The 21,733-nt window shown below is 61.3% G+C and carries 22 protein-coding genes and 1 pseudogene; 7 read left to right on the forward strand and 16 right to left on the reverse strand.

Annotation, left to right across the window (positions count from 1 at the left end; genetic code table 11):
- Positions 1-2 precede the first annotated feature (2 nt).
- Positions 3-452: a DMT family transporter gene (locus tag CS390_RS03120; RefSeq protein WP_065757963.1), complete on the reverse strand. Its 450-nt coding sequence runs from the start codon at positions 450-452 to the stop codon at positions 3-5.
- A 180-nt stretch (positions 453-632) separates the two neighbouring features.
- Between CS390_RS03120 and CS390_RS03125 the strand changes: the two genes are divergently transcribed.
- Positions 633-2,300, forward strand: coding sequence for a ShlB/FhaC/HecB family hemolysin secretion/activation protein (locus CS390_RS03125; RefSeq protein ID WP_099773447.1), 1,668 nt, complete (start codon positions 633-635; stop codon positions 2,298-2,300).
- Between the two features lie 397 nt (positions 2,301-2,697).
- Here the strand turns inward: CS390_RS03125 and CS390_RS03130 are convergent, their stop codons facing one another.
- From CS390_RS03130 to CS390_RS03160, 7 genes are all read right to left on the reverse strand, one after another.
- Entirely contained in the window at positions 2,698-3,168 is a 471-nt protein-coding gene (locus tag CS390_RS03130; RefSeq protein ID WP_099773448.1) for a prepilin peptidase, read from the reverse strand.
- Positions 3,169-3,261: 93 nt separating this feature from the next.
- Positions 3,262-3,822 carry a DUF4136 domain-containing protein gene (locus tag CS390_RS03135; RefSeq protein ID WP_065757966.1) on the reverse strand — a complete coding sequence of 187 codons (561 nt, stop codon included), beginning with the start codon at positions 3,820-3,822 and terminating at the stop codon, positions 3,262-3,264.
- Positions 3,823-3,848: 26 nt separating this feature from the next.
- Positions 3,849-4,469 carry a DUF4136 domain-containing protein gene (locus CS390_RS03140; RefSeq protein ID WP_099773449.1) on the reverse strand — a complete coding sequence of 207 codons (621 nt, stop codon included), beginning with the start codon at positions 4,467-4,469 and terminating at the stop codon, positions 3,849-3,851.
- Between the two features lie 20 nt (positions 4,470-4,489).
- Positions 4,490-5,239 carry a methyltransferase gene (locus CS390_RS03145; protein WP_099773450.1) on the reverse strand — a complete coding sequence of 250 codons (750 nt, stop codon included), beginning with the start codon at positions 5,237-5,239 and terminating at the stop codon, positions 4,490-4,492.
- Positions 5,236-5,541: a MazG-like family protein gene (locus tag CS390_RS03150; RefSeq protein ID WP_065757969.1), complete on the reverse strand. Its 306-nt coding sequence runs from the start codon at positions 5,539-5,541 to the stop codon at positions 5,236-5,238. The genes CS390_RS03145 and CS390_RS03150 overlap by 4 nt, the downstream gene beginning before the upstream one ends.
- A gap of 78 nt (positions 5,542-5,619) precedes the next feature.
- Entirely contained in the window at positions 5,620-6,480 is an 861-nt protein-coding gene (locus tag CS390_RS03155) for a MaoC family dehydratase (RefSeq protein ID WP_099773451.1), read from the reverse strand.
- 2 nt (positions 6,481-6,482) lie between these two features.
- Positions 6,483-7,835: a 3-oxoacyl-ACP reductase gene (locus tag CS390_RS03160; protein ID WP_099773452.1), complete on the reverse strand. Its 1,353-nt coding sequence runs from the start codon at positions 7,833-7,835 to the stop codon at positions 6,483-6,485.
- 119 nt (positions 7,836-7,954) lie between these two features.
- On the opposite strand from CS390_RS03160, the gene CS390_RS03165 reads away from it, so the two are divergent.
- Positions 7,955-9,232, forward strand: coding sequence for an acetyl-CoA C-acetyltransferase (locus CS390_RS03165; protein WP_099773453.1), 1,278 nt, complete (start codon positions 7,955-7,957; stop codon positions 9,230-9,232).
- Here the strand turns inward: CS390_RS03165 and CS390_RS03170 are convergent.
- Entirely contained in the window at positions 9,219-10,238 is a 1,020-nt protein-coding gene (locus CS390_RS03170; RefSeq protein WP_099773454.1) for a bile acid:sodium symporter family protein, read from the reverse strand. The two genes, CS390_RS03165 and CS390_RS03170, sit on opposite strands and share 14 nt — an antisense overlap.
- Before the next feature lie 85 nt (positions 10,239-10,323).
- On the opposite strand from CS390_RS03170, the gene CS390_RS03175 reads away from it, so the two are divergent.
- Positions 10,324-11,112 (forward strand): helix-turn-helix transcriptional regulator, encoded by a 789-nt coding sequence (locus CS390_RS03175; RefSeq protein ID WP_099773455.1) that lies wholly within the window; start codon positions 10,324-10,326, stop codon positions 11,110-11,112.
- 21 nt (positions 11,113-11,133) lie between these two features.
- Here CS390_RS03175 and CS390_RS25585 read toward each other — a convergent pair whose 3' ends face one another.
- Positions 11,134-11,901, reverse strand: a complete 768-nt coding sequence (locus CS390_RS25585) for a methyl-accepting chemotaxis protein (RefSeq protein WP_371918254.1) — start codon at positions 11,899-11,901, stop codon at positions 11,134-11,136.
- A gap of 90 nt (positions 11,902-11,991) precedes the next feature.
- Positions 11,992-13,080, reverse strand: a pseudogene (locus CS390_RS25590) (cache domain-containing protein); the annotation flags it as partial.
- Between the two features lie 221 nt (positions 13,081-13,301).
- On the opposite strand from CS390_RS25590, the gene CS390_RS03185 reads away from it, so the two are divergent.
- Positions 13,302-14,183, forward strand: a complete 882-nt coding sequence (locus CS390_RS03185; RefSeq protein ID WP_099773457.1) for a PA4780 family RIO1-like protein kinase — start codon at positions 13,302-13,304, stop codon at positions 14,181-14,183.
- 7 nt (positions 14,184-14,190) lie between these two features.
- Here the strand turns inward: CS390_RS03185 and cueR are convergent, their stop codons facing one another.
- The 3 genes from cueR to CS390_RS03200 are packed head-to-tail and all read right to left on the reverse strand — an operon-like array spanning position 14,191 to position 17,433.
- Entirely contained in the window at positions 14,191-14,592 is a 402-nt protein-coding gene (gene cueR, locus CS390_RS03190; protein ID WP_065761621.1) for a Cu(I)-responsive transcriptional regulator, read from the reverse strand.
- Positions 14,589-16,991 carry a heavy metal translocating P-type ATPase gene (locus CS390_RS03195; protein WP_099773458.1) on the reverse strand — a complete coding sequence of 801 codons (2,403 nt, stop codon included), beginning with the start codon at positions 16,989-16,991 and terminating at the stop codon, positions 14,589-14,591. The genes cueR and CS390_RS03195 overlap by 4 nt, the downstream gene beginning before the upstream one ends.
- A gap of 55 nt (positions 16,992-17,046) precedes the next feature.
- Positions 17,047-17,433, reverse strand: a complete 387-nt coding sequence (locus CS390_RS03200) for a hypothetical protein (protein WP_099773459.1) — start codon at positions 17,431-17,433, stop codon at positions 17,047-17,049.
- Between the two features lie 148 nt (positions 17,434-17,581).
- Between CS390_RS03200 and CS390_RS03205 the strand changes: the two genes are divergently transcribed.
- Together CS390_RS03205 and CS390_RS03210 are read left to right on the forward strand one after the other, a co-directional pair.
- Positions 17,582-17,779: a heavy-metal-associated domain-containing protein gene (locus CS390_RS03205; RefSeq protein ID WP_065761624.1), complete on the forward strand. Its 198-nt coding sequence runs from the start codon at positions 17,582-17,584 to the stop codon at positions 17,777-17,779.
- A 119-nt stretch (positions 17,780-17,898) separates the two neighbouring features.
- Positions 17,899-19,080, forward strand: a complete 1,182-nt coding sequence (locus CS390_RS03210) for a multidrug effflux MFS transporter (protein WP_099773460.1) — start codon at positions 17,899-17,901, stop codon at positions 19,078-19,080.
- Here CS390_RS03210 and CS390_RS25040 read toward each other — a convergent pair.
- Positions 19,064-19,228: a hypothetical protein gene (locus CS390_RS25040; protein ID WP_176717476.1), complete on the reverse strand. Its 165-nt coding sequence runs from the start codon at positions 19,226-19,228 to the stop codon at positions 19,064-19,066. The genes CS390_RS03210 and CS390_RS25040 overlap by 17 nt on opposite strands.
- Before the next feature lie 723 nt (positions 19,229-19,951).
- On the opposite strand from CS390_RS25040, the gene CS390_RS03215 reads away from it, so the two are divergent.
- Positions 19,952-20,677, forward strand: coding sequence for a helix-turn-helix transcriptional regulator (locus tag CS390_RS03215; RefSeq protein WP_099773461.1), 726 nt, complete (start codon positions 19,952-19,954; stop codon positions 20,675-20,677).
- 69 nt (positions 20,678-20,746) lie between these two features.
- On the opposite strand, the gene CS390_RS03220 is transcribed toward CS390_RS03215, so the two are convergent.
- Positions 20,747-21,700 carry an adenosine deaminase gene (locus tag CS390_RS03220; protein WP_099773462.1) on the reverse strand — a complete coding sequence of 318 codons (954 nt, stop codon included), beginning with the start codon at positions 21,698-21,700 and terminating at the stop codon, positions 20,747-20,749.
- Positions 21,701-21,733 lie beyond the last annotated feature (33 nt).

A 21,733-nucleotide genomic window follows, 5' to 3' on the forward strand; every position in this document is an offset into this window, starting at 1 on the left:
TTTCAGCCGCGACGAATCATCCAGACGCCGGCCAGTACCAGCAGCAAACCAGCGACCTTGCCCAGGCTGGCCGGCGCTTCGCGAAAGCCGGCCCAGCCGAAATGGTCGAGGGTCAAGGCCATTGCCAGCTGTCCGGCCAGTACCAGCGCCATGAACAGCAATGCGCCGATGCGCGGGCCGGCAAAGGCGGCCGTTGTAATGAAAAAGGCACCCAGCAGACCACCGCACCAGTGCCACCAGGTCAGACTCTTGAGTGCGTTGAATCCAGGCACTTCGCGCTGCAGTAACACCAGCGCAAGCAGCGCGACGGTGCCGACACCAAAGGAAATCAGGGCGGCGGCCAACACGCTGGACACCTGTTTGGCCAACTGGCCGTTGATACCGGCTTGCAGCGGCAGAAAGGCGCCAGCGACGAACGGCAGGCAGAGCAGCCACCAGGCAGGGGCGGGCATGGCAATCTCCAGAAAAAAGGGGCGCGGATTATAACGGCAGGCGGCGAGGGGTGCTCGTCTTGCCTCTGGCAACTGTAGACCGTGTGGCCAATTAGACGGTTGTTCGGGCAACACCTACGCTTGGGTTAGACGAAACGCACCGTCGAGCCGCCCCGTACATTCAGGGTCAAGGAGTGTCCTATGCGTTCGGTGACCCTCGCATTGCTGGGCCTTTTCTGGGGGTGTGGGGTGTACGCCGACGCCTTGCAGAATGACCTCAATCGCAGTGCGGTCGAACGCTACCTGCCGACATCCAGCCTGCCGATCGATGCCTATCGCCCGGCCGCAGCCGATGTGTTTGTCGCGCCTGCGAAACCGCCTTTGTTGCGTTTGCCGACCGGTACCCGGGTGTGGTTTCGAAAGGTGCATTTTGAGGGGGGTACGGTCTACCCACTGAGTGATTTGAAAGACAACTATCAGGACCTGATAGAACGCGCCGTCACCCTTGACGAGGTGCTTGAGGCCACGGCGCGATTGACCGAGCGTTATCACCGCGATGGCTATTTTCTGTCTTATGCGGTGGTGCCGGATCAGGACTTCAGTGAAGGTTCCTTGCGGGTGGTACTGGTTGAAGGCTACGTGCGCGACGTTGAACTGCGCGGTGATGTCGGCCCGGTGTCGGCCTATGTGACACGCCTCGCAGAGAGGATCAAAACGCAAAGACCACTGACCCAGCAGACCTTTGAGCGCTACACCAGCTTGATGAACCACATCCCAGGCGTGACCCTGAAAGGCTTGTTGAGCCCCGCCAGCCCGTCGGACGGTGCTGCCCGGTTGATCGTCAGGGCATCGCGCCAACCCTTGGCGGCGGCGGTGGTACTGAACGATGGCAGCCGTGCAGACCCTCAAGCGTTATTGAGCCTGGACAGCCAGTCGCAGACGGCGCTGGGTGAGCAATTGAGTGTTCGTGGCTTGTTTGCGCCGGGCGATGATCATCAGCGTTACTACCGTCTCGACTATGCCCAGTACCTGGACAGCGAGGGCAGCCAGTTGAACCTGGCTGCCTCGACCTTCCGCACGGAGTCGGACACTCCGCTACACCTTCGCAATGGCCAGGAGCTGCTGCGGGATTGGCGTAGCGACACCGTATCGGCGGGGCTGAGCCAGCCACTGATTGCCGCACCTGACGAATGGCTGAATGTTGCGGCAAGGCTCTATGCGGTGCGTGACCGCATTGACTATCGGGCTGACGGTACGCCGCTCAATACCTCAACGGATACCGATACCCGTGTGCTCAGCTTTGAGGGGGATTGGCGCAAGGCTGATGAGCGGCAACTGCGGATGATCAGTGGAGGTGTGTACCAGGGGCTTGATTACCTGGGGGCCAAAACCAACAGCGATTACGACCTGGATTTTTTGCGCCTGCGCGTGTCCGGCGTCCAGCGTGACCGTTTCTTCGACAATTGGCAGGGTGTGGCCTCGGGGGCTCTGTACTGGAGCGACGACAGCCTGCCGGACAGTGAACGGGCCGTGTTTGGTGGGCGGTATTTTGGGCGAGGTTACCCGGTCGACCAGGCCTCGGGCGATAAAGGATGGGGCTTGGCTTATGAGGTCAACTACAGCGTCATGGGGGAGGGTGGCCTACTGAACGTGGTGCAACCCTATGCTGTGCTGGATACCGCCCAGGCCTGGTTCAACAAACTGGATGTACGCAGTGCGCACCTGGCATCGCTGGCGCTGGGAGTGCGCATGGGGGATTTGCGTGACTACAACCTGTCACTGGAGATCGCCAAACCTTTGGCCGATGCAGCGTTTGACAGCGTCGATCGGCAGCCGCGTTTTACCGTGAGCGTCAGCCTGAAGTTGTAAACCTGTACGGGATGGCATTTCGTTTTCCTTGCGCTACCGTCAATTAACGAAGCCATTGAATGCCGCTGCAGGGTTGGGGCGCTGCCTGAAAAGACACTGTGAGTGGTCGTTTGAGCAGAGGGGGCCGACATGAGTAGTCGCATTACCATTAGTCTGGTGAGGGCGTTTCTGCTGGGGGCGCTTGTGGCCTGTTTCTGCGGGCAGGTGCTCAGTCGGGATCCTGGCGTATCGGAGGCCGTGCCGGTGTTCATGAGTGAGCGGTTGATCGTACCGCCCTCAGGCAATTTTCAACGTCTTGAACAGGTTCTGGGGCGCAGAATCTGGCGGGCACTGGCCGCCGGTCCCTGGCAGGAAGCGTGTCATTTTGAAGCGCGAGCGCTAAGCAGGGGCGGTTCGGTTACTGGATCCACACCGCAGCCAGAAGAAAGCCTGCCATCAGGAACGGTGCGAAGGGCTGTTTGCTCGATGACGCTTCACGCAGTTGCGTGAGGCGTTTTTTCACTCGCAGGCTCAAGAGCGACCACAGCCAGCGCCGGCTCAATAGCCAGATCACCAAGGCCACGCCTGCACCGATAAAGGTGCCCAGGACATGCATCTTGTCGGTGGCCAGTGCCAACGCGGCGAGCAGCTTGACGTCACCCGCACCCACATGGCCAAGCATGTAGCCGGGCAAGGTCAGCAGCATGACCAAGGCCAGCGCCCAGCCGCCTTCGCTGGCGTCGGCGCCTATCCAGGTATGCCCGGTGGTGAACAGGTAAGCCAGTGCGCACGTGGCGGCACCCAGCGTCAGGGTATCGGCGACCTGGCGTTCACGTACATCCTGTTCGGCACACAAGGCGAGCCACAGCAGCAGGACGATGCTTTGCATGGGTGAGTTGCCATCCTTTTCGATGATTGATTCTAGGAGCCGTCTGCGCTCTCTTTCAGGGTAGACGCCTTCAGCCACGGCGGAAAAAAAAGCTCAGCGCGGTGGGTAGTTGGCCAGGACCTTGGCGACGGTTTGCTGGATCGCACTGCTGCGCTCTGCAGGGCTGGGCGGGTAGTTGCTCATTACGTGTTCAGCGCTGCCGCGCCAGACCAGCTTGCCGTCATGGCCGTCGAACAGGTCGACCTGAATGGTGGCCACCGTGTAGTCGACGCTGCGGGTTTCGTTGTAGGCCGGCCCGCCCCAGTAGCCGCCCCAATAGCCGTTCCATGCGCCACCATAGTTGGTCGTGACCTGCTGCTGGCGGTTTTCGACGATCAGGTAGGCCTGTACGCTCAGATCGGCATGGCTGCTGCCTTGCGCTGGGCGCAGGCCGCGTTGATCGAGCTGACCACTGATGGCCTGGCGAATGCGTTGCTCGGTCAAGTCACTCTGGATGCGCGGATCGTCGGGCCGGTACTGCAAGGCCGGTTCTTTCCAGGCCCAGCTACGGTAGCTGGCGAAGTCTCGGCTGGCGTCGAAGTCCTGGGTGACATTGTTGCTCTGGCAAGCACTCAACAGGGCAAACAAGGCAAGTAACGCAATACGGCGGAACATGACGGTTCTCCGGTGGCCTCTACAACCTAACTGGGAGGATAACCCTCCAGTGCTTTGTTAATTGCGCTACGCACTGCATCGGCACGGCCCCGCTCGGAGCTCGGGTTCGCGGCTTCGGCGCTGGCACTCCAGACCGCTTGGCCATTGCTGGCGTCGAACAGGTGCAGGCGCACCACTAACACTTCGATTTCGTAGGTCCGCACGATGGGGACGCTGGTGTACATGCCATAACCGCCGTGGTGACCATAGCCATAACCGCTGTACCCATAGCCACCATAAGGGTAGTCGTCCTCACGAACCTGGCGCAGGCGTTTTTCCACACTGAGGCTGGCGCTGACCTGCAGGTCGGCGGGCTGCTCGCGGGAGGGCCGCAGGCCGTGTTGGTCAAGTGCGTTACTGACCGCCTCGGCCAGTTGCGCCGGATCGGCGATGCTACTGCCATCGGGCAGTTGGCCATTGCGCCAGCTCCAGCTGCGGTAGTGCGCATAATCACGGTTCGCTTCCGGGTAGGCGCTGGCATCGAAGGTGTTGGCTGCATGCGCGGGTGCTGGCGGTATTGGCAGAGCGCTGGCGACATAAGGGTTGCTGCCCTGGCAGCCAACCAAGGCCAGGCAGATCAGGCTCGCAGCAACAGGACGGTACGACATGTCGTGCTCCAGTCGACCCGCTACAGGGGCCGGCAGATCCAGTGCAGGTAACGGCCCAGCCCGGCAAACGCCGGATGGCGGCGGTGCGCCAGTTCCATTTCCAACAGGTCGCTCAACGCAGCCTTGGCCTGGAACTCGCTTGGCATGTAGTCGTGGAAAACCCGCACGCCGCTTTCGTTTTCAACCTGCCACAGGCGTTCAAGGTGCACCTTGAGTTCGCGTGGATCAAGTGGTTTTTGCGGGGTCAGGCTCTGCTTTTCGCCAGCCATGCTGTTGCGCCGCATTTTGCGGAAATGGCCCTTGAGCAGGTTGCGGTACACCAAGGCATCACGGTTGTAGAACGCCAACGACAACCAGCCACCGGGGCGTGTCAGTTGATGCAGGACGGGCAGAATGGCCTCGGGCTCGGCCAGCCATTCAAGCACGGCGTGGCATAACACCAGGTCATAGGGCTCGGTGAGTTGGCCGAGCAGGTCTTGCCAGGGGGCCTGGATGAACGTGGCGTGTTGGCCTGCGTCGGCAAAACGTGCCCGGGCACCGTCAAGCATCGGCGCGGCGGGCTCGGCCAGGGTTACCTGGTGGCCGCGCTCGGCCAGCCACAAGGCCATATGGCCCAGGCCTGCACCAATATCAAGAACGCGTAGTGGGCGCTCTGGCAGGCTCTCGACAAGGTCGGCCTGGAGCACCGCCAGACGAATCGCACCTTTTGCTCCACCGTAGATCTTTTCGGCAAAACGGGTCGCCAGCTCATCGAAGTGACGGTCATTCATCGGGCGAAACGCCTCTCGCTGTCAGCCAACTTGAGTGTGACGACCTGCTCCATGTCCAGGCCCAGTTCACTGCACAGTAATAGCAGGTAGAGGACGACATCGCCGACTTCCTGGCCGGCGTGTTCCAGTTGCTCCCTGGAGAGTTGGCGCGACTGGTCTTCGCTCAGCCACTGGAAAATTTCGACCAGTTCGGCCATTTCAACGCTGGCCGCCATGGCCAGGTTTTTCGGGCTATGAAAGCCGCGCCAGTCGTTGTTGTCACGAATGCGGTGCAGTCGCTCGGTCAATGCTTGCAAATTCATGGGGTAGTCTCCTCAGGCTGCATAGCTTCAGCCTGAGCGCGCTGCAACGCAAGGACCTCAAGGCCAGAGGTTGCTGGTTCAGCGGGCTTCAAGCGCTCGCCATGTCCCCTGTATATGCACCAACCCGCCATGGCCACTCAGACGCAGTTGCCCGGTGGGTGCGACAGGGCTGGCGTCGAGTACCACCTCGCTTGGCAAGCGTACCGGTTTGTGGAAATTGACCTCAATCGCGTAACCGCCGGTTGGCAGGTGGCCACGCAAGGCGGCCAGGGCCATGGCTTTGCTCCACATGCCATGGGCAATGGCTTTGGGGAAACCAAACAGGCGGGCGCTGATGGCGCTCAGGTGGATCGGGTTGTAGTCGCCACAGAGGCGTGCATAGCGTCGTCCGATGTTGCTGTCGGCGTACCAGCGGGTCAGTTCGCTCAGGGGCAGGGCTTCGGCTTCAGGTTCGCAGGCGGGTTCGCCTGGAAGTTTCACGCCTCGGCACAGCATGCGGCTGGTTTCGCTCCAGAGCAGCCCGAGACCATCGCGGGCTTCGGTGATGAGGTCGAAGGTTGCGCCTTTCTCATGGGCCTGCAGGTTATCCACCCGCACCGCGAAGTGCAGTCGGGTGACACCGCCCAGCGGTCGTATGACGTGAATGCTGTTGCTCAGGTGAACCAGGCCTGGCAGCGGAAACGGAAAGTCGTTGGCAGTGAGCAACTGCAGTTGCAGGGGGAATGCCATTACATGCGGCCAGGTCGCGGGCAGCAGCGGGTCGTCACCAAAGTGGCACAGCGTGCGGTAGGCTGCCAGTCGCTCGGCATTGACCTCAAGGCTGCAGCGTAGCCCGGTCGTCGGCAGGGTGGTGCCGCTGATCTTGCGCTTGCGCGCTGCTCGCAGGTACAGCCCAGGCAGCGCGGCGGTCGTGCTCAGTTCATGCCATTGATCCGTCATGCTCAAGCCCCCATGACCGCTTGCCCGCAGACCCTAAGCACCTGTCCGTTGACCGCGCCGCTGCCCGGCTGCACCAGCCAGGCCACGGCTTCGGCGACATCCTGTGGCAGGCCGCCCTGGCCCAGTGAACTCATGCGCCGGCCGGCCTCGCGCAGGGCGAAAGGAATGGCGGCGGTCATCCGCGTTTCAATGAAACCCGGGGCGACGGCGTTGATGCTGCTCCCCGTGCTGGCCAGACGTGGCGCCCAGGCCTGGGCCAGGCCAATCAGGCCGGCCTTGCTGGCGGCATAGTTGGACTGCCCGCGGTTGCCCGCAATACCACTGATCGAGGCCAGCAGCACGATGCGGGCGTTGGCGTGCAGGGCGCCTCTGTCGAGCAAGGCCTGGGTCAGGATCTGTGGTGCCTTAAGGTTAACGGCCATGACCGAGTCCCAGTACTCCGGGGTCATGTTGGCCAAGGTCTTGTCACGGGTGATTCCGGCGTTGTGAACGACGATATCGAGGCCATCAGGCAGGCCTGCGATGAGCTGTTCTGGAGCATCGTCCGCACAGATGTTCAGTGCCAGGCTGCGTGCGCCCAGGCGGGTTGCGAGCGCTTCAAGCTCGGCCTTGGCCTGCGGTACGTCGAGCAGCACAACGTCTGCACCGTCGCGGATGAGGGTTTCGGCGATGGCCGCACCAATACCGCGTGCGGCGCCGGTCACCAGTGCCTTGCGCCCGGCCAGGGGGCGCGTCCAGTCCTGAACGTGGCTGGTGCAAGCATTCAAGCGCAGCACCTGGCCGGAGATGAAGGCACTCTTGGGCGACAGGAAGAAACGCAGTGCGCCTTCAAGCTGGTCCTCGGCACCGTCGCCGACATACAGCAGTTGCAGTCTGCCGCCGTTGCGCAGTTCTTTCGCCAGCGAACGGCTGAAGCCCTCCAGGGCACGCTGGGCAACACTGGCCAGCGGCGCTTCGAGCTGTTCCGGGGCACGCCCGAGAATCACCACTGACGCATTGGCATCAAGGCTACGTAGCAGCGGCTGGAAGAACTCGCGCAGTTGCTTGAGCTGGTCGATGTCCTCCAGTTCGCTGGCATCGAACAGCACCGCCTTGAGCGATGGCCCCAGGCCCGCCACCCACGCCGGCAGTTGCAGGCCCTCATCGGCATAGCTGTAGACCTCGTCGGTCAGGCGTGTGGCAAACCCGGCTACCTGCCGCGACAGTGCCCCACCGCCCAGCAGCAGCGCCCCTTCGATCGGACGCATCCGGCCGGCCTCCCAGCGCTCCAGGCGGGCCGGTGTCGGCAAGCCGATGACACCGACCAGGCGGCGACCGAAGTCGGAGTTGGCGAAGTCGAGATAGCGGTCGGACATGAATGAGGCCTCCATGAGATCAGCCTCAAAGTGTGGACCATGTTTTGCCGTTGGTCGCTTGAAGGTGGAAAAAACACCTACGCTGTATCGAGTCTGCCCTCAACACAAGGAGGTTGTGCATGCGTTCTTTGCGCCGGGTCGCAATCATCGGTGGTAACCGAATCCCCTTTGCTCGCGCGAATGGCCCTTATGCCAAGGCCAGCAACCAGGACATGCTCACTGCGGCCCTGGAGGGGCTGATCGAGCGCTTCAGCCTGCACGGCGTGCGCCTGGGCGAGGTGGCCGCTGGCGCGGTGCTCAAGCATTCACGGGATTTCAACCTGGCCCGCGAATGTGTCCTTGGCTCGCGGTTGTCAGCGCAAACGCCGGCCTATGATGTGCAGCAAGCGTGTGGCACTGGGCTGGAAGCGGCGTTGCTGGTCGCCAACAAGATCGCTCTGGGGCAGATTGAATGCGGGGTTGCCGGGGGTGTTGATACCACTTCGGATGCGCCGATTGCGGTGAGCGAAGGCTTGCGTCGGATCCTGTTGCAGGCCAATCGGGCGAAAGGTACGGGTGAAAAGCTCAAGGCACTGTTGCAACTGCGCTTTCGGCACCTGAAGCCCGAATTGCCGCGTAATGGCGAGCCTCGCACAGGCCTGTCGATGGGCCAGCACTGCGAGTTGATGGCGCGTACCTGGCAGATTGAGCGTCTGGCTCAGGATGAACTGGCCTTGCGCAGCCATCAGAACCTGGCGGCGTCTTTTGCCGAGAGCTGGCACGATGACCTGCTGACACCTTTCCTGGGTTTGAACCGCGACCAGAACCTGCGCCCCGACCTTACTCTGGACACGCTTGCTGCACTCAAACCGGTGTTCGATCGAAGCAGCCAAGGTAGCCTCACGGCAGGTAACTCGACGCCGTTGACCGATGGTGCCTCGGTGGTCTTGCTGGGGAGTGAAGCCTGGGCGCAGGAGCGTGGTTTGCCGGTGATGGCCTGGCTGGTCGACGGCGAGAGCGCTGCGGTGGATTTTGTCCGGGGCCAGGAGGGGCTGTTGATGGCCCCGGCCTATGCGGTGCCGCGGCTGCTGGCGCGCAATGGCCTGAGCCTGCAGGACTTCGACTACTACGAAATCCATGAGGCGTTTGCCGCGCAGGTGTTATGCACGCTCAAGGCTTGGGAAGACCCTGTTTACTGCCGCGACCGTCTTGGCCTTGAGGCGCCGCTGGGCCGCATCGACCGCAGCAAGCTCAACGTCAAGGGCAGTTCGTTGGCGGCCGGGCATCCGTTTGCCGCGACTGGCGGGCGCATCCTGGCCAATATGGCCAAGCTGTTGACACATGCCGGCAAAGGCCGCGGGCTGATATCTATCTGTGCCGCCGGCGGCCAGGGCGTGACCGCGATTATTGAGCGCTGAGGGCGGCGCTGCTGTCGACGCGAGTTGCACGGTTGGCGTACTGCTCGGCCATGACTGAGCAGACGATCAATTGCAGCGGGTGGTAGATCATGATCGGCAGCAGGATCAGCCCAAGCCCGGGGTGAGCACCGAAGATCAGTGCAGCCATGGGCGCGCCGGCGGCCAGGGACTTCTTGCTGGCGCAGAACACTGCGGCGATTTCGTCTGCCGGGCTGAAGTTCAAGGCGCGTGCACTTCGAGTGGTCAGCCATAGCACCAGCGCCAGCAACAATGCACTGCCGAGCAGGGCCATAGCGATCACTGCGGTGCCCTGTTGTTGCCACATTCCCGAGACCATCGAGTTGCAGAACGCGGCATAGACCAGCAGCAGGATCACCAGTTTGTCCAACACGGCGGTGTAGCGCTTGTAACGGGCGAAGAGGTGTCCGAGCCAGGGCCGCAGCAGTTGCCCAAGCAGCAGCGGCAGCAGGAGCATGGCGTACAGGTCGAGCAAGGTTGAGCCAAGGTCAATGCCGTCACTGCCGCTGCCAACCACCAGGCTGACCAACCAAGGGGTGATGAAGATACCCAGCACGCTGGACAGGCTGGCGTTGAGAATCGCAGCGGGTACGTTGCCCTTGGCGCTACCGGTAAGCGCCACCGAGGACGAGATGGTTGAGGGCAGGGCGCACAGGTAAAGGAAGCCCAGCATCAGCAGGGCCGGCACCTGGGTACCCAGTAATGTCTTGCCGACCAGCCAGAGCAGGGGAAAGGCCACGAAGGTAAAGCCTTGCACCATCAGGTGCAGGCGCCAGTTTTTCAGGCCGTGACGAATCTGTTCGCTGGACAGGTTGACCCCGTGCAGGAAAAACACCAGGAACACGCCGATGTTGGTCACGTACTCGGCATGCAGGGCACCACCGCTGCTTCCAAAACGAGGGAACAGCCAGGCGAGCAGGGTGGCGATGAACATGCCGCAGAGGAACCAGTCGGTTACCACGCGCTTGAGGTGTTTGAACGCTTGCATGGGGAGGCCTGTGGATATTTTGTAATTGGCGATGACAGAGGCTAACCTGCGAGGTCTCTACCGTCTTGCGATACCAGGTCAATCGATGCCGCGTAACGGACAACCTTCAGGCCCTCGCCCGATTCCCACGCTGGAGCGCCTGCCCCGGCCGCTGTATGCGCGAGCCGAAAGTCTCAGCGCCGGATCCTGGACCTCGCGCCATCAACATGATTGGGTGCAGTTCTCCTATGCGATCAGCGGTGTGCTTGGGGTCTATACCGCTGAAGGCAGTTACTTTGCACCGCCACAGTGGGGCATCTGGATTCCTGCGGGGGTCGAGCATGAAGTGGTGACGTCGATGCGTGCCGAGATGCGCAGTGTTTATGTGCGACGCGAGGATGCGCAGTGGGCGCCGGACGGCTGTCGGGTGCTGGCCGTCACGCCGCTGGCCCGTGAGTTGATCAAGCAGTTTTGCCAGTTGCCGGTGGAGTACCCCGAAGGCAACAGCCCCGAGGCGCGCCTGGTGCAGGTATTGCTTGACCAGTTGCAGGGGCTGGCGGAGGTGGGCTTTTCCTTGCCGTTGCCACAGCATCCGCGCTTACGTGAACTATGCGACAGCCTGCTTGAACAGCCAACACAGTCCGACACCCTTGGCCAGTGGGCGGAGCAGTTGAACATGTCGGAGAAAACCCTGACTCGCCTGTTCCAGCGCGAGACAGGTTTGAGCTTTCGAGGCTGGCGCCAGCGGATGCGCCTACTGTCCTCGCTCAGCGTGCTTGAACAGGGCGCAGGGGTAACGGAGGCTGCGCTGGGGTGTGGTTATGACTCAACCTCTGCCTACATCGCAGCGTTCAAGCGCTTGTTTGGTTTTACCCCGGGGAGCCTGGGCCTGTAGCCGGCCCCCCAAGGCAGGACATCAGGTACGGAAACGGCGCACCAGCGAATCCAGTTCGTTGGACAACCCGGCCAGGCTTTCGGAGTCATGCCGCGCTGCGCTAGCCAGTTCGGCTACCAGTTGCGCGTCACCATGGATCTGGCTGATGTGCCGGTTGATGTCCTCGGCGACCTGATGCTGCTCTTCGGCTGCAGTGGCGATCTGGGTGTTCATGTCACGAATGACGTCCACCGACTCGCGGATCTGCCCGAAGCTGGTGCGTGCCATGCCAATACGGCTGACCGATTGTTGCGACACTTCCAGGCTGGCGTGCATTTGTTGCGCAACCTGGCTGGTGCGTTGCGCCAGATTCCCCAGCAAGCCATCGATTTCGGCTGTGGAGTCGGCCGTGCGTTTGGCCAGGGCGCGTACTTCGTCGGCCACCACAGCGAACCCTCGACCCTGCTCACCGGCGCGTGCGGCCTCAATGGCGGCGTTGAGCGCCAGCAGGTTGGTCTGTTCGGCGATGGAGCGGATTGTGCCGAGAATCGACTGGATGTCGTTGCTGTCGCGCTCCAGTTGTTGCATCGATTGCGCTGACTGCTCGATTTCCTGGCTCAGGCGATCAACGCTCTGAACGGCGGCGTCGATCTGCTGCTGGCCTTCCCGGGCCTGCTGTTGGCCGCTGTCGGCCGATTCGGCGGCCTGGCTGCAGGAGCGCGCGACTTCGTTGGCGGTGGCAACCATTTCATGGAACGCCGTGGACACCATATCCACCGCTTCACGCTGGCGCCCGGCGGCTTCGACCATGTCGCCGGAGACGCGGGTCGAGTTGCTGGAGGTGGCGAGGATCTTTCCGGCAGCCTGGCCGATATGCTGGATGAGGCTGCGGATGGCCGCGAGGAACTGGTTGAACCAGTTGGCCAGTTGAGCGGTTTCGTCACGACCCCGGACTTCGAGGTTGCGGGTCAGGTCACCTTCGCCCTGGGCAATGCCCTCCAGGCCCAGGCTGACGCTGTTGATCGGGCGTACGATCAAGCGCGCGAAGGTCGCCCCGACTACGGCGAAGACGGCGGCCAGCACCAAGGCAATGGCCGCGATCAACCAGGTCAGTTGCGTGGCCGCGCCCATGACTTCGTCCTGACGGACCAGGCCGATAAAGCTCCAGCCCAGTTGTTCGGAGGGCCAGACGTTGGCCATGTAGCGCACGCCATCAAGCTCGACTTCTACCAGTCCTTTCTCGACCTTGGCCAGTTGCGCATAGCCTTCGCCCAGAGAGCCCAGCATCTTGAAGTTGTGCTCGGGCTGATGTGGGTCGACCAGCACGTTGCCGTTGCGTTCAAGCAGCATCAAGTAGCCGCTTTCACCCAGCTTGATCTGCTTGACCAACTCGGTCAGCTGTTTGATCGAAACATCGACGCTGACCACTCCACCGGGCGAACCCAATGAGTTCGACACGGTGCGTACGGTGCTGAGCAGTACCGCGTCATCAGGTGCCCAGTAGTAAGCAGCAGTGCGCAGTGTTTTGCCTGGGTTAGCCATCGCGGTCTGGTACCAGGGGCGTTGGCGCGGATCATAGTTGGCCAGTTTCGGATCATCTGGCCAGGAGGCGTAACCGCCGTCTTTGACGCCGTAGGAAACATAGGCGTAAGCGGGATGACTGGCGGCCATGCGAGTGAAGAAGTCGACCAGGCGCTTGTCCTGTTCGCCTTGGGCGATACTGGCTGCATCGGCACTGATGTACTGTTTCAATCCCGCGCCGGTGCCAGTGAACAGAGGCTGTGCGGCCATGTAGTCGATGTTCTGGCTGATGCCTTCAAAAAACAGCTGCATGGCATTGGCGACTTGGCGAATCTCGCGGTTGCTGCCGTCGATGAAGGATTCACGAGCGTCCGTGCGCAGGTTCAACACCACCAGCGTGGCGACCACTAGAATGGGCAGGCTGGCAATGACGGCAAAGGCCCAGGTCAATTTCTGTTTGATGTTCATCCGCGCTCCGAATCATTCTTATTAAACACATGAACCCTCTAAAGAGTGGATCGGCAGGGTGCAGAGGAAATAAAGTGTCGTAGAAGAAAACCCCCGTGTTTATTGGCAAAACAGCCGAATCTGACTTTTTGCCGGCGTTTTACTCATAAAAAGAATGGCGGGTCGCGCGGTTTGCCGTTACAAACCCCTATACGCCTCACAAGGAGCCAGAATCAAAGCTGATGAAGACGCCAAAACGGATTGAACCGCTCGTGGAAGACGGGTTGGTCGACGAAGTGTTGCGCCCCCTGATGAGTGGCAAGGAGGCAGCGGTCTACGTGGTACGCTGCGGTCAGCACCTGCGCTGCGCCAAGGTCTACAAAGAGGCTAACAAGCGCAGTTTCCGTCAGGCCGCCGAGTACCAGGAAGGTCGTAAAGTACGCAACAGCCGCCAGGCACGTGCCATGGCCAAGGGCTCGAAGTATGGACGCAAGGAGGCTGAAGAGGCCTGGCAGAACGCCGAAGTAGCCGCGCTGTTCCGCTTGGCGAACGCAGGCGTTCGGGTTCCCAAGCCCTATGACTTTCTCGACGGTGTTCTGCTGATGGAGCTGGTCGTCGACGAACATGGCGACGCCGCGCCGCGCCTCAATGATGTGGAGCTTGAGCCCGAGCAGGCCTTGGAGTACCACGCATTTGTCATTCGCCAGATCGTGTTGATGCTCTGCGCCGGGTTGGTGCATGGCGACCTGTCGGAGTTCAACGTGCTGCTGGGGCCAGAGGGGCCGGTGATTATCGACCTGCCGCAGGCGGTGGATGCCGCGGGCAACAACCATGCGTTCAGCATGCTTGAGCGCGATGTTGGCAACATGGCCAGCTACTTTGGGCGCTTTGCGCCCGAGCTCAAGGCAACCCGATACGCCAAGGAAATGTGGGCGCTGTATCAGGCGGGTGAACTGCTGCCGGACACCGAGTTGAGCGGGCAGTTTGCTGAAACCGAGCACAGTGCCAATGTGGCCGATGTGATGCGTGAAATCGATGCCGCGCGCGCCGACGAAGCCCGTCGTCGCGCAGCCCTTGCACAGGAGGGCGTGGAGGCCGAGCCTACCCCGCCCTGGATGCAGTAAGCCAGGGTTAGTGGCAGCAACCGCCGGCAGCCAGGTCCTTGAGGATCGGGCAGTCCGGCCGGTCGTCGCCCTGGCAGTGGGCGACCAGTTCACTCAGGGTGTCACGCAGGCTGACCAGTTCGTCAATACGGCGATTGAGGTCGGCAATGTGTTCATTGGCCAGTGCCTTCACATCGGCACTGGCGCGCTGGCGGTCTTGCCAGAGTGTGAGCAGCCGAGCGACTTCCTCAAGCGAGAAACCCAGGTCGCGTGAGCGCTTGATGAAGGCCAGGCTGTGCAGGTCTTCCGGTTGGTAGAGGCGATAGCCGCTGTCGCTGCGCAGGGCTGGCTTGAGCAGGCCAATCGACTCGTAGTAACGGATCATCTTGGCGCTGAGGCCCGTGTGGCGGGCGGCTTGACCAATGTTCATGAGGCGTCGTCCTGTTGTCGGATCTCGGGTTTCCAGGTTTTAAGCCACAGTGCGTTGCTGACCACACTGACACTGGACAGGGCCATGGCAGCACCCGCCAGCACCGGGTTGAGCAAGCCGAAAGCGGCCAACGGAATCCCGATCATGTTGTAGATAAAGGCCCAGAACAGGTTCTGGCGGATCTTGGCGTAGGTCTTGCGGCTGATCTCCAGGGCCGCTGGCACCAGGCGCGGATCACCGCGCATCAGGGTAATACCGGCGGCCTGCATGGCAACGTCAGTACCTCCGCCCATGGCAATGCCGATGTCCGCCGCCGCCAAGGCAGGAGCGTCGTTGATGCCGTCGCCGACCATGGCCACGGTGCCTGAGCGTTTGAGTGCCAGAACGGTGGCGGCTTTGTCTGCCGGCAACACTTCGGCATGCACGTCTTCGATACCCAGTGCCAGGGCCACCACGCGCGCGCTGCCACGGTTGTCGCCGGTTAGCAGGTGGCTGCTGATGCCTTGCTCACTGAGCTGTTGAACCGCTTGCAGGGCGCCAGGCTTGAGGCTGTCACCAAAGGCCAGCAAGCCCAGCACGCGAGCCTGCGGGGCGCGCTCGATCAGCCAGGAAAGGGTACGACCTTCTGCTTCCCATTCCTGTGCAGCCTTGGCCAGATCGCCCGGTTGCAAGCCACTTTCATCAAGCAGCCGGCGGTTACCCAGCGCCAGTTCGCGTCCATCCAGGCTACCGGCGATGCCGCGTCCGGTGAGGGATTGGCTGGCGCTGATGGGCGGCACTTCCAGGTGCTGTTCATCACAGGCGTCGAGAACAGCCTTGGCCAATGGGTGTTCGCTGCCACGCTGCAGCGCACCGGCCAGTTGCAACAACTGCGCCTGATCGCCGACCACCGCCTGGCTGTGGACAATGCGCGGGCTACCGGAGGTCAAGGTACCGGTCTTGTCGAAGACCACGCGATTGACCGCATGGGCGCGCTCCAGCGCTTCGGCGTCCTTGATCAGGATACCGTGGCGAGCCGCCACGCCGGTACCGGCCATGATGGCTGTCGGTGTCGCCAGGCCCAGTGCACAGGGGCAGGCGATGACCAGAACCGCGACGGCGTTGAGCAGTGCAGTTTCCATGGGGGCCCCGACCATCCACCAACCCGCGAGCGTCGCCAGGGCCAGCAGGAGCACCACGGGCACGAATACCTGGCTGACGCGGTCTACCAGTTTCTGGATCGGCGCCTTGGCCGCCTGAGCGTCTTCGACCAAGCGGATGATGCGGGCCAACACGGTTTCGGTGCCCAGCGCCAGGGTACGCACCAGCAAGCGGCCTTCCCCGTTGATCGCGCCGCCGGTTACACGGTCGCCGGGTTGCTTGGGCACGGGCAGGCTCTCGCCACTGATCAAGGCTTCATCGGCATGGCTTTGCCCTTCGATCACCTCGCCATCCACCGGGAAGCGTTCGCCCGGCTTGACCATTACCAGGTCATTCAAGCGCAAGGCGCTGATCGGCACATCCCGCTCCTGGCCATCGATCACCTGCAACGCACGTTCAGGGCGCAGTGCCTCCAGGGCGCGGATGGCGCTGGCCGTCTGGCGTTTGGCGCGGCTCTCCAGGTACTTGCCGAGCAGTACCAAAGCGATCACCACCGCTGAGGCTTCAAAGTACAGGTGGGACATGCTGCCGGAGCTGGTGCGCGCCCACTCATAGAGGCTCAGGCCGTAACCGGCGCTGGTACCCAGCGCGACCAGCAGGTCCATATTGCCTGCCCCGGCCCGCACGGCCTTCCAGGCGGCGACATAGAAGCGTGCACCCAGGATGAACTGAACCGGCGTGGCCAGGGCGAACTGCAGCCAGGCCGGCAGCATCCAGTGAATACCGAAGGGCTGCAGCAGCATTGGCAGTACCAGCGGCAGGGCCAAGGCAATCGCCAGGCCCACCGCCCAACGCTCCTTGTGCAAGCGGCGCTCGGCGACGTCCTGATCGGCCTTGCCGGTGAGCGGCAGGCTGGCAGTGTAACCGGCGCGTTCGACTGCGCCAGTCAACAGCGCGGTATCAATCGTGCCGAGAACCTCGACATGGGCGCGCTCGTTGGCCAGGTTGACGCTAACGCGGTGAACCCCGGGCACTTTGGCCAGTGCGCGTTCGACCCGACCGACGCAGGACGCGCAGGTCATCCCGCTGATCTGCAGCTCAAGGCTTTGAGTGGGCACGCTGTAGCCTGCATCCGTGACGGCTTCAAGCAATGCCGGCAGGCTCTGCAGCGGTGCGGTGACGCGTGCCTGCTCAGTGGCAAGGTTGACACTGACCTGTTCGGTGCCAGCGACCTTGCGCAATGCTCGCTCGACGCGACCTGCGCAGCTGGCGCAGGTCATGCCGGCGATTGGCAGGTCGAAGGTGGTAGATTCGGGCATGGGGGCGTTCCTCCTTGGGCGTGCCTCCAGCTTCAACCTTCCCACGCGGGGAAGGTCAATAGCCCAGGCTTGCCTTTTTCAGGTAGAGGCCATTTTGATCCACCGCTATTCGGTACTTATTGATCTGCCCGGCCTGCAGGTTCAATTGGGTGCTGCGTTGATTCTCGATACCCGGCAGGCAGCCGGGGGCTTGCCCTGGCAACAAGCGCATGCGCACTGCTACCGGGCCTGCTGGCAGGTTGAACGAAGTCGATTGTTCCTGGAACAGTCGGCCCGCCAGCTGATCGTTGAGGTACAGACCTATCTCGCAGGTCGTCGCCACTTCCAGGCGTTCCCGGGAAATGATCAGCACGCTATAGTCCGAGGGGCCTTCGGCACTGGCCTGGGGGGCGAGGCCGAACATACCCAGCAGGCCGAAAAGGCCCAATGCTGCCCTGCGCATGAGTTGAATCTCCTGAATCATGAATCGTCAGGAGCGCAGCTTGGCCGAGGCGGGCGCCGATTTCCAGCCCGGCAGCAGATCGAGGAACTTGACCTTGCCACGGTGGCAAGCTTGAGACTGCATCAAAACCTGAACGGAGGCACTCCCGATGCATGTATTCAATGTCCAAGGCATGACCTGCGGCCACTGCGTCAAAGCGGTTACCCACGCGGTGCAAAACCAGGATCCGACGGCGGTGGTTGAAGTCGATCTGGGTCAGAAACAGGTACGTGTGCAAAGCACCCTGACACCTTCGAAAATTATCGAACTGATCCATGAAGAAGGTTATCAGGCCGAGGTGGCCTGATAACCTGAAAGGGCGGACGCAGGTTCGCTCTTTTTTTTACAGCAATGGCCAACAGCTCATCTGTAATGGATCCCGTACGGTTAGACTAACGAACTTGCTTAGCCTGCTACGGATTTCCGATGAACCTGCGAACCGTTTTGATTCTTGGCGCCTTGAGTGCCTTCGGCCCCTTGGCAATTGATTTCTATTTGCCGGGCTTTCCAGCCATGGCGCAGGCGTTCGCCACCGACGAGAAGCACATTCAGGCGACGTTGGCCGCCTACTTTCTTGGCCTGTCCCTGGGGCAGTTGGCCTACGGGCCGGTGGCCGATCGTTTCGGGCGTCGTATTCCGCTGTTGATCGGCCTTGTGCTGTTTACCGTTGCCTCGCTGGCCTGTGCGTTCGCACCGACACTGGAGGCGCTGATTGTGGCGCGTTTTGTTCAGGCGTTGGGCGGTTGTGCCGGGATGGTCTTATCACGAGCGATTGTCAGTGACACGTGCGATGCCGTTGGCTCGGCCAAGGTCTTTTCCCAGTTGATGCTGGTCATGGGCCTGGCGCCGATTCTTGCGCCGATGTTCGGTGGGGTTCTGGTCAGTCTGCACGGTTGGCAGTCGATTTTCCTGGTGCTGACGGTGTTCAGTGCCTTATGCACCTTGGCGGTGTTACTCGGTTTGCCCGAGAGCCTGCCTGCGCATCAGCCGCGCCAGCCCTTGTCTGGTGCGTTGCGCCAGTATGGGCGCTTGCTCAACGACCGTGTCTTTCTTGGGCATGCCCTGACCGGCGGCGTCGCCATCGCGGGCATGTTTGCCTACATCGCAGGTTCACCGTTCGTGTTCATCAAACTGTACGGTGTGCCTGCCGAGCACTACGGCTGGTTGTTCGGCACCAATGCCGCCGGGTTCATCCTGATGGCGCAAGTGAATGCGCGGTTGTTGGCCAGGCGCGGTCCAGCTGTACTGTTGTCGCGGGCGGTATGGGTATACGTGACGGCCGGGCTGGTACTACTGGCGCTCAGCGCCCTGCATCCGGCAGCCCTGTGGCCGTTGTTGATACCGTTGTTCATAGGTATTGCCAGCCTGGGCGCGATTGTGCCGAATGCCTCGGCCTGTGCCATGAGTGGTCAGGGCGCGCGGGCTGGGAGTGCTTCGGCATTACTGGGGTGCCTGCAGTTCAGTGTGGCAGCAGGTGCTGCGGCGTTGGTCAGCGTACTGGATGATGGCAGCGCCATACCGATGGCACTGGTGATCAGCTTGTGCGGCGTGATGGCCGTTGTGTTCTCTCAGGTCACACGCTGGCTGATGCTCAGCCGACCCGCTTGAGTGGATGCGGTGCCTGTAGGCGGGCTTGCAGCGTGGTGACGAAGGCGCGTGCTTCGGCTTCGCTGCGAAAGCTCACCACGTGCTGGTCGAGTTGCACTTGCCATGGGCTTCCGGGTTTTGTAGCGACTGCTTTGACAACGATGTTCATCGCACCGACTCCACTTGGCAAGTAACAGGTGAAGTCAGTTTAGCGTTGGTGCACAGGGGGCGACATGACCTGGGTCATCAGGCTGACTGGCGGTCATGCCTGTAGCTCGGAAACCGTCCAGCACATGCATGCCTTTGACCTGGCCTCTTTCCCGCAAGGCATGAGCGCAACGCCGCTCGGTATGCCATTGCAGTTGTCACAGGGCTCATGCAATGAGTGTTGCCGGCAATTACCGGAGGCACGAGTGTTAGTTTCGTATAGAACGTCACTCCGCCCATCTTACAATTACAGACTATTTATCTGCGGGTTTAATGTACTTGCTGCGTAGGCTTTGTTACGTCAGTGAAAGAACATAATTATTAAATAAAACGCTACGAGACATGGTTTTCGTGGCGTGAAGGTTAGAGGGTTGAAAAGGCCGCTTATATCAACCGGCATTAATTTTGTTCAAGGTTGAGGGAAGCACAGAGTATTGTCGGCGTAGCCTCGGGTTTAAGTGATTTTTGTTTCCATGCGCAGGCTTATACTGGCGTTGTCATCGTTTAACAGCGTGAGATGCTTCCATGGCAGGGAACGAACTGCGGGCCTCCCATCATTTGATTTCATCGATCTAGTAGTTGTCTGCGAAACAGTCGGCTCTCTGCGCTCACGGGAGCGGAGCATCGCTGTTGATAGTGTCCTGATCAATTGGCAAAGAGTGACTTTTTCTCGGGGAGTGAAGAGATGAAATCTGTTTCGAGTATAAGCAAAGTTGCAACCTTGCTGGCTGACCCAAAACGTAGCGCCATGCTCTGGGCGTTGATTGATGGGATGGCTCGGCCTTCGGAGGAACTGGCCGTGATGGCCGGGCTGACGCCCTCCTCGGCGTGCGCGCATTTGGCCAGGTTGTCGGCCAGTGGCCTGTTGAAGCTGGAGGCGCGCGGACGTAAACGTTACTTCAAGCTCGCAACGCCCGAGGTTGGGGCGGCCGTTGAGGCGCTGGCCAGTGTTCAGGTCCTCGGGCTTGAGGTGAAAGGCAGCGCGGCCGAGAAAGGCAACCCCAGCATTCCCTTGTCGATGCGTCGGGCACGTTTGTGTGGCGATCACCTGGGAGGCGAGTTGGCGGCCGACCTCTATCAGCGGTTACTTGACTGCGGGTGGTTGGAGTTGGTCGAGCAGCAGCTTGAAGTGACTCAGGAGGGGCGTGTGGAGTTTGCCCGTCTGGGCATTTACATCGAGGCGTTGGCTCAACGACAGCGCAAGATAGGCGTTCCGTGCAATTGTTGCAGTGAATGGAGTGAGCGGCGTCCGCATCTGGGCGGGGCGTTGGGAAGCAGCGTATTGAAATTGTTTATCCAGTCTGGTTGGGTTCGCGTGAACGATGATTCACGCGCCTTGCATATCACCTCCGCCGGTATGCACAAGATTCGTCAGATGGCTCAACCCGTCGTGGCCAAGGTGGCTGGCTGAAGGCCGTTATCTGTTAGTGTCGCGCGCTAGTTTGGGGTAGTGGCTGGACAGCCACTACCCCATCTGGGCTCAGGCCTTGATCAGACGTGCATCCAGGCTGTTCTGCGCCAGGCGACGGGCCTGGTCTTGGGTCATGCCCAGGTGGGTGTACAGGGCATGGAAGTTTTCCGTGACGTAGCCACCGAAGTAGGCCGGGTCGTCGGAGTTGACCGTGACCTTCACACCGCGCTCGAGCATGTCGAGAATGTTGTGATGGCTCATATGGTCGAACACGCAGAGTTTGGTGTTGGACAGTGGGCAGACGGTCAGTGGAATTTGCTCATCGATGATGCGTTGCATCAATCGCTCGTCCTCGATGGCCCGAACCCCGTGGTCGATACGCTGGATTTTCAGCAGGTCCAGTGCCTCCCAAATGTATTCCGGTGGGCCTTCTTCGCCAGCGTGGGCAACGGTCAGGAAACCCTCGCTGCGGGCGCGGTCGAATACCCGCTGGAACTTGCTGGGTGGGTGGCCGAGCTCCGAGCTGTCCAGGCCAACGGCAATGAATGCATCGCGAAAGGGCAGCGCCTGATCCAGCGTTTTCTGGGCTTCTTCCTCGCTCAGGTGACGCAGGAAACTGAGGATCAGGCCGCTGCTGATACCCAATTGCTTGCGGCCATCTTCCAGTGCGCGGCCAATGCCTCTGAGCACCACTTCAAAAGGAATGCCGCGGTCGGTGTGGGTCTGAGGGTCGAAGAACGGCTCGGTGTGAATCACGTTCTGCGCCTTGCAGCGTTGCAGGTAGGCCCAGGTCAGGTCGTAGAAGTCCTGCTCGGTGCGCAGTACATCGGCGCCTTGGTAATAGAGGTCGAGAAACTCCTGCAGGTTGTTGAACGCGTAGGCCGCGCGCAGGGCTTCGACATCGTTCCAGGGCAGGGCAATCTTGTTGCGTTCGGCCAAGGCGAACAGCAACTCGGGCTCCAGCGATCCCTCCAGGTGCAGGTGCAATTCTGCTTTGGGCAGCGCGTTAAGCCAGTCGTACATAATCGTTTCTCTTCAGGTACAGATGCCGTCATT

This window comes from Pseudomonas sp. HLS-6, from assembly GCF_002753995.1.
Taxonomy (GTDB): domain Bacteria; phylum Pseudomonadota; class Gammaproteobacteria; order Pseudomonadales; family Pseudomonadaceae; genus Aquipseudomonas; species Aquipseudomonas defluvii.

What these genes read in the sequence shown, in the direction of transcription:
- CS390_RS03185 (WP_099773457.1), top strand. Translation starts at nt 13,302, where the DNA reads ATGAAGACGCCAAAACGGATTGAACCGCTCGTGGAAGACGGGTTGGTC.
- CS390_RS03195 (WP_099773458.1), bottom strand. Translation starts at nt 16,991, where the DNA reads ATGCCCGAATCTACCACCTTCGACCTGCCAATCGCCGGCATGACCTGC.
- CS390_RS03145 (WP_099773450.1), bottom strand. Translation starts at nt 5,239, where the DNA reads ATGAATGACCGTCACTTCGATGAGCTGGCGACCCGTTTTGCCGAAAAG.
- CS390_RS03210 (WP_099773460.1), top strand. Translation starts at nt 17,899, where the DNA reads ATGAACCTGCGAACCGTTTTGATTCTTGGCGCCTTGAGTGCCTTCGGC.
- CS390_RS25585 (WP_371918254.1), bottom strand. Translation starts at nt 11,901, where the DNA reads ATGGTCGAAGCCGCCGGGCGCCAGCGTGAAGCGGTGGATATGGTGTCC.
- CS390_RS03205 (WP_065761624.1), top strand. Translation starts at nt 17,582, where the DNA reads ATGCATGTATTCAATGTCCAAGGCATGACCTGCGGCCACTGCGTCAAA.
- CS390_RS03200 (WP_099773459.1), bottom strand. Translation starts at nt 17,433, where the DNA reads ATGCGCAGGGCAGCATTGGGCCTTTTCGGCCTGCTGGGTATGTTCGGC.
- CS390_RS03130 (WP_099773448.1), bottom strand. Translation starts at nt 3,168, where the DNA reads ATGCAAAGCATCGTCCTGCTGCTGTGGCTCGCCTTGTGTGCCGAACAG.
- cueR (WP_065761621.1), bottom strand. Translation starts at nt 14,592, where the DNA reads ATGAACATTGGTCAAGCCGCCCGCCACACGGGCCTCAGCGCCAAGATG.
- CS390_RS03120 (WP_065757963.1), bottom strand. Translation starts at nt 452, where the DNA reads ATGCCCGCCCCTGCCTGGTGGCTGCTCTGCCTGCCGTTCGTCGCTGGC.
- CS390_RS03170 (WP_099773454.1), bottom strand. Translation starts at nt 10,238, where the DNA reads ATGCAAGCGTTCAAACACCTCAAGCGCGTGGTAACCGACTGGTTCCTC.
- CS390_RS03135 (WP_065757966.1), bottom strand. Translation starts at nt 3,822, where the DNA reads ATGTTCCGCCGTATTGCGTTACTTGCCTTGTTTGCCCTGTTGAGTGCT.
- CS390_RS03160 (WP_099773452.1), bottom strand. Translation starts at nt 7,835, where the DNA reads ATGTCCGACCGCTATCTCGACTTCGCCAACTCCGACTTCGGTCGCCGC.
- CS390_RS03155 (WP_099773451.1), bottom strand. Translation starts at nt 6,480, where the DNA reads ATGACGGATCAATGGCATGAACTGAGCACGACCGCCGCGCTGCCTGGG.
- CS390_RS03215 (WP_099773461.1), top strand. Translation starts at nt 19,952, where the DNA reads ATGAAATCTGTTTCGAGTATAAGCAAAGTTGCAACCTTGCTGGCTGAC.
- CS390_RS25040 (WP_176717476.1), bottom strand. Translation starts at nt 19,228, where the DNA reads ATGAACATCGTTGTCAAAGCAGTCGCTACAAAACCCGGAAGCCCATGG.
- CS390_RS03175 (WP_099773455.1), top strand. Translation starts at nt 10,324, where the DNA reads ATGCCGCGTAACGGACAACCTTCAGGCCCTCGCCCGATTCCCACGCTG.
- CS390_RS03150 (WP_065757969.1), bottom strand. Translation starts at nt 5,541, where the DNA reads ATGAATTTGCAAGCATTGACCGAGCGACTGCACCGCATTCGTGACAAC.
- CS390_RS03140 (WP_099773449.1), bottom strand. Translation starts at nt 4,469, where the DNA reads ATGTCGTACCGTCCTGTTGCTGCGAGCCTGATCTGCCTGGCCTTGGTT.
- CS390_RS03165 (WP_099773453.1), top strand. Translation starts at nt 7,955, where the DNA reads ATGCGTTCTTTGCGCCGGGTCGCAATCATCGGTGGTAACCGAATCCCC.
- CS390_RS03220 (WP_099773462.1), bottom strand. Translation starts at nt 21,700, where the DNA reads ATGTACGACTGGCTTAACGCGCTGCCCAAAGCAGAATTGCACCTGCAC.
- CS390_RS03125 (WP_099773447.1), top strand. Translation starts at nt 633, where the DNA reads ATGCGTTCGGTGACCCTCGCATTGCTGGGCCTTTTCTGGGGGTGTGGG.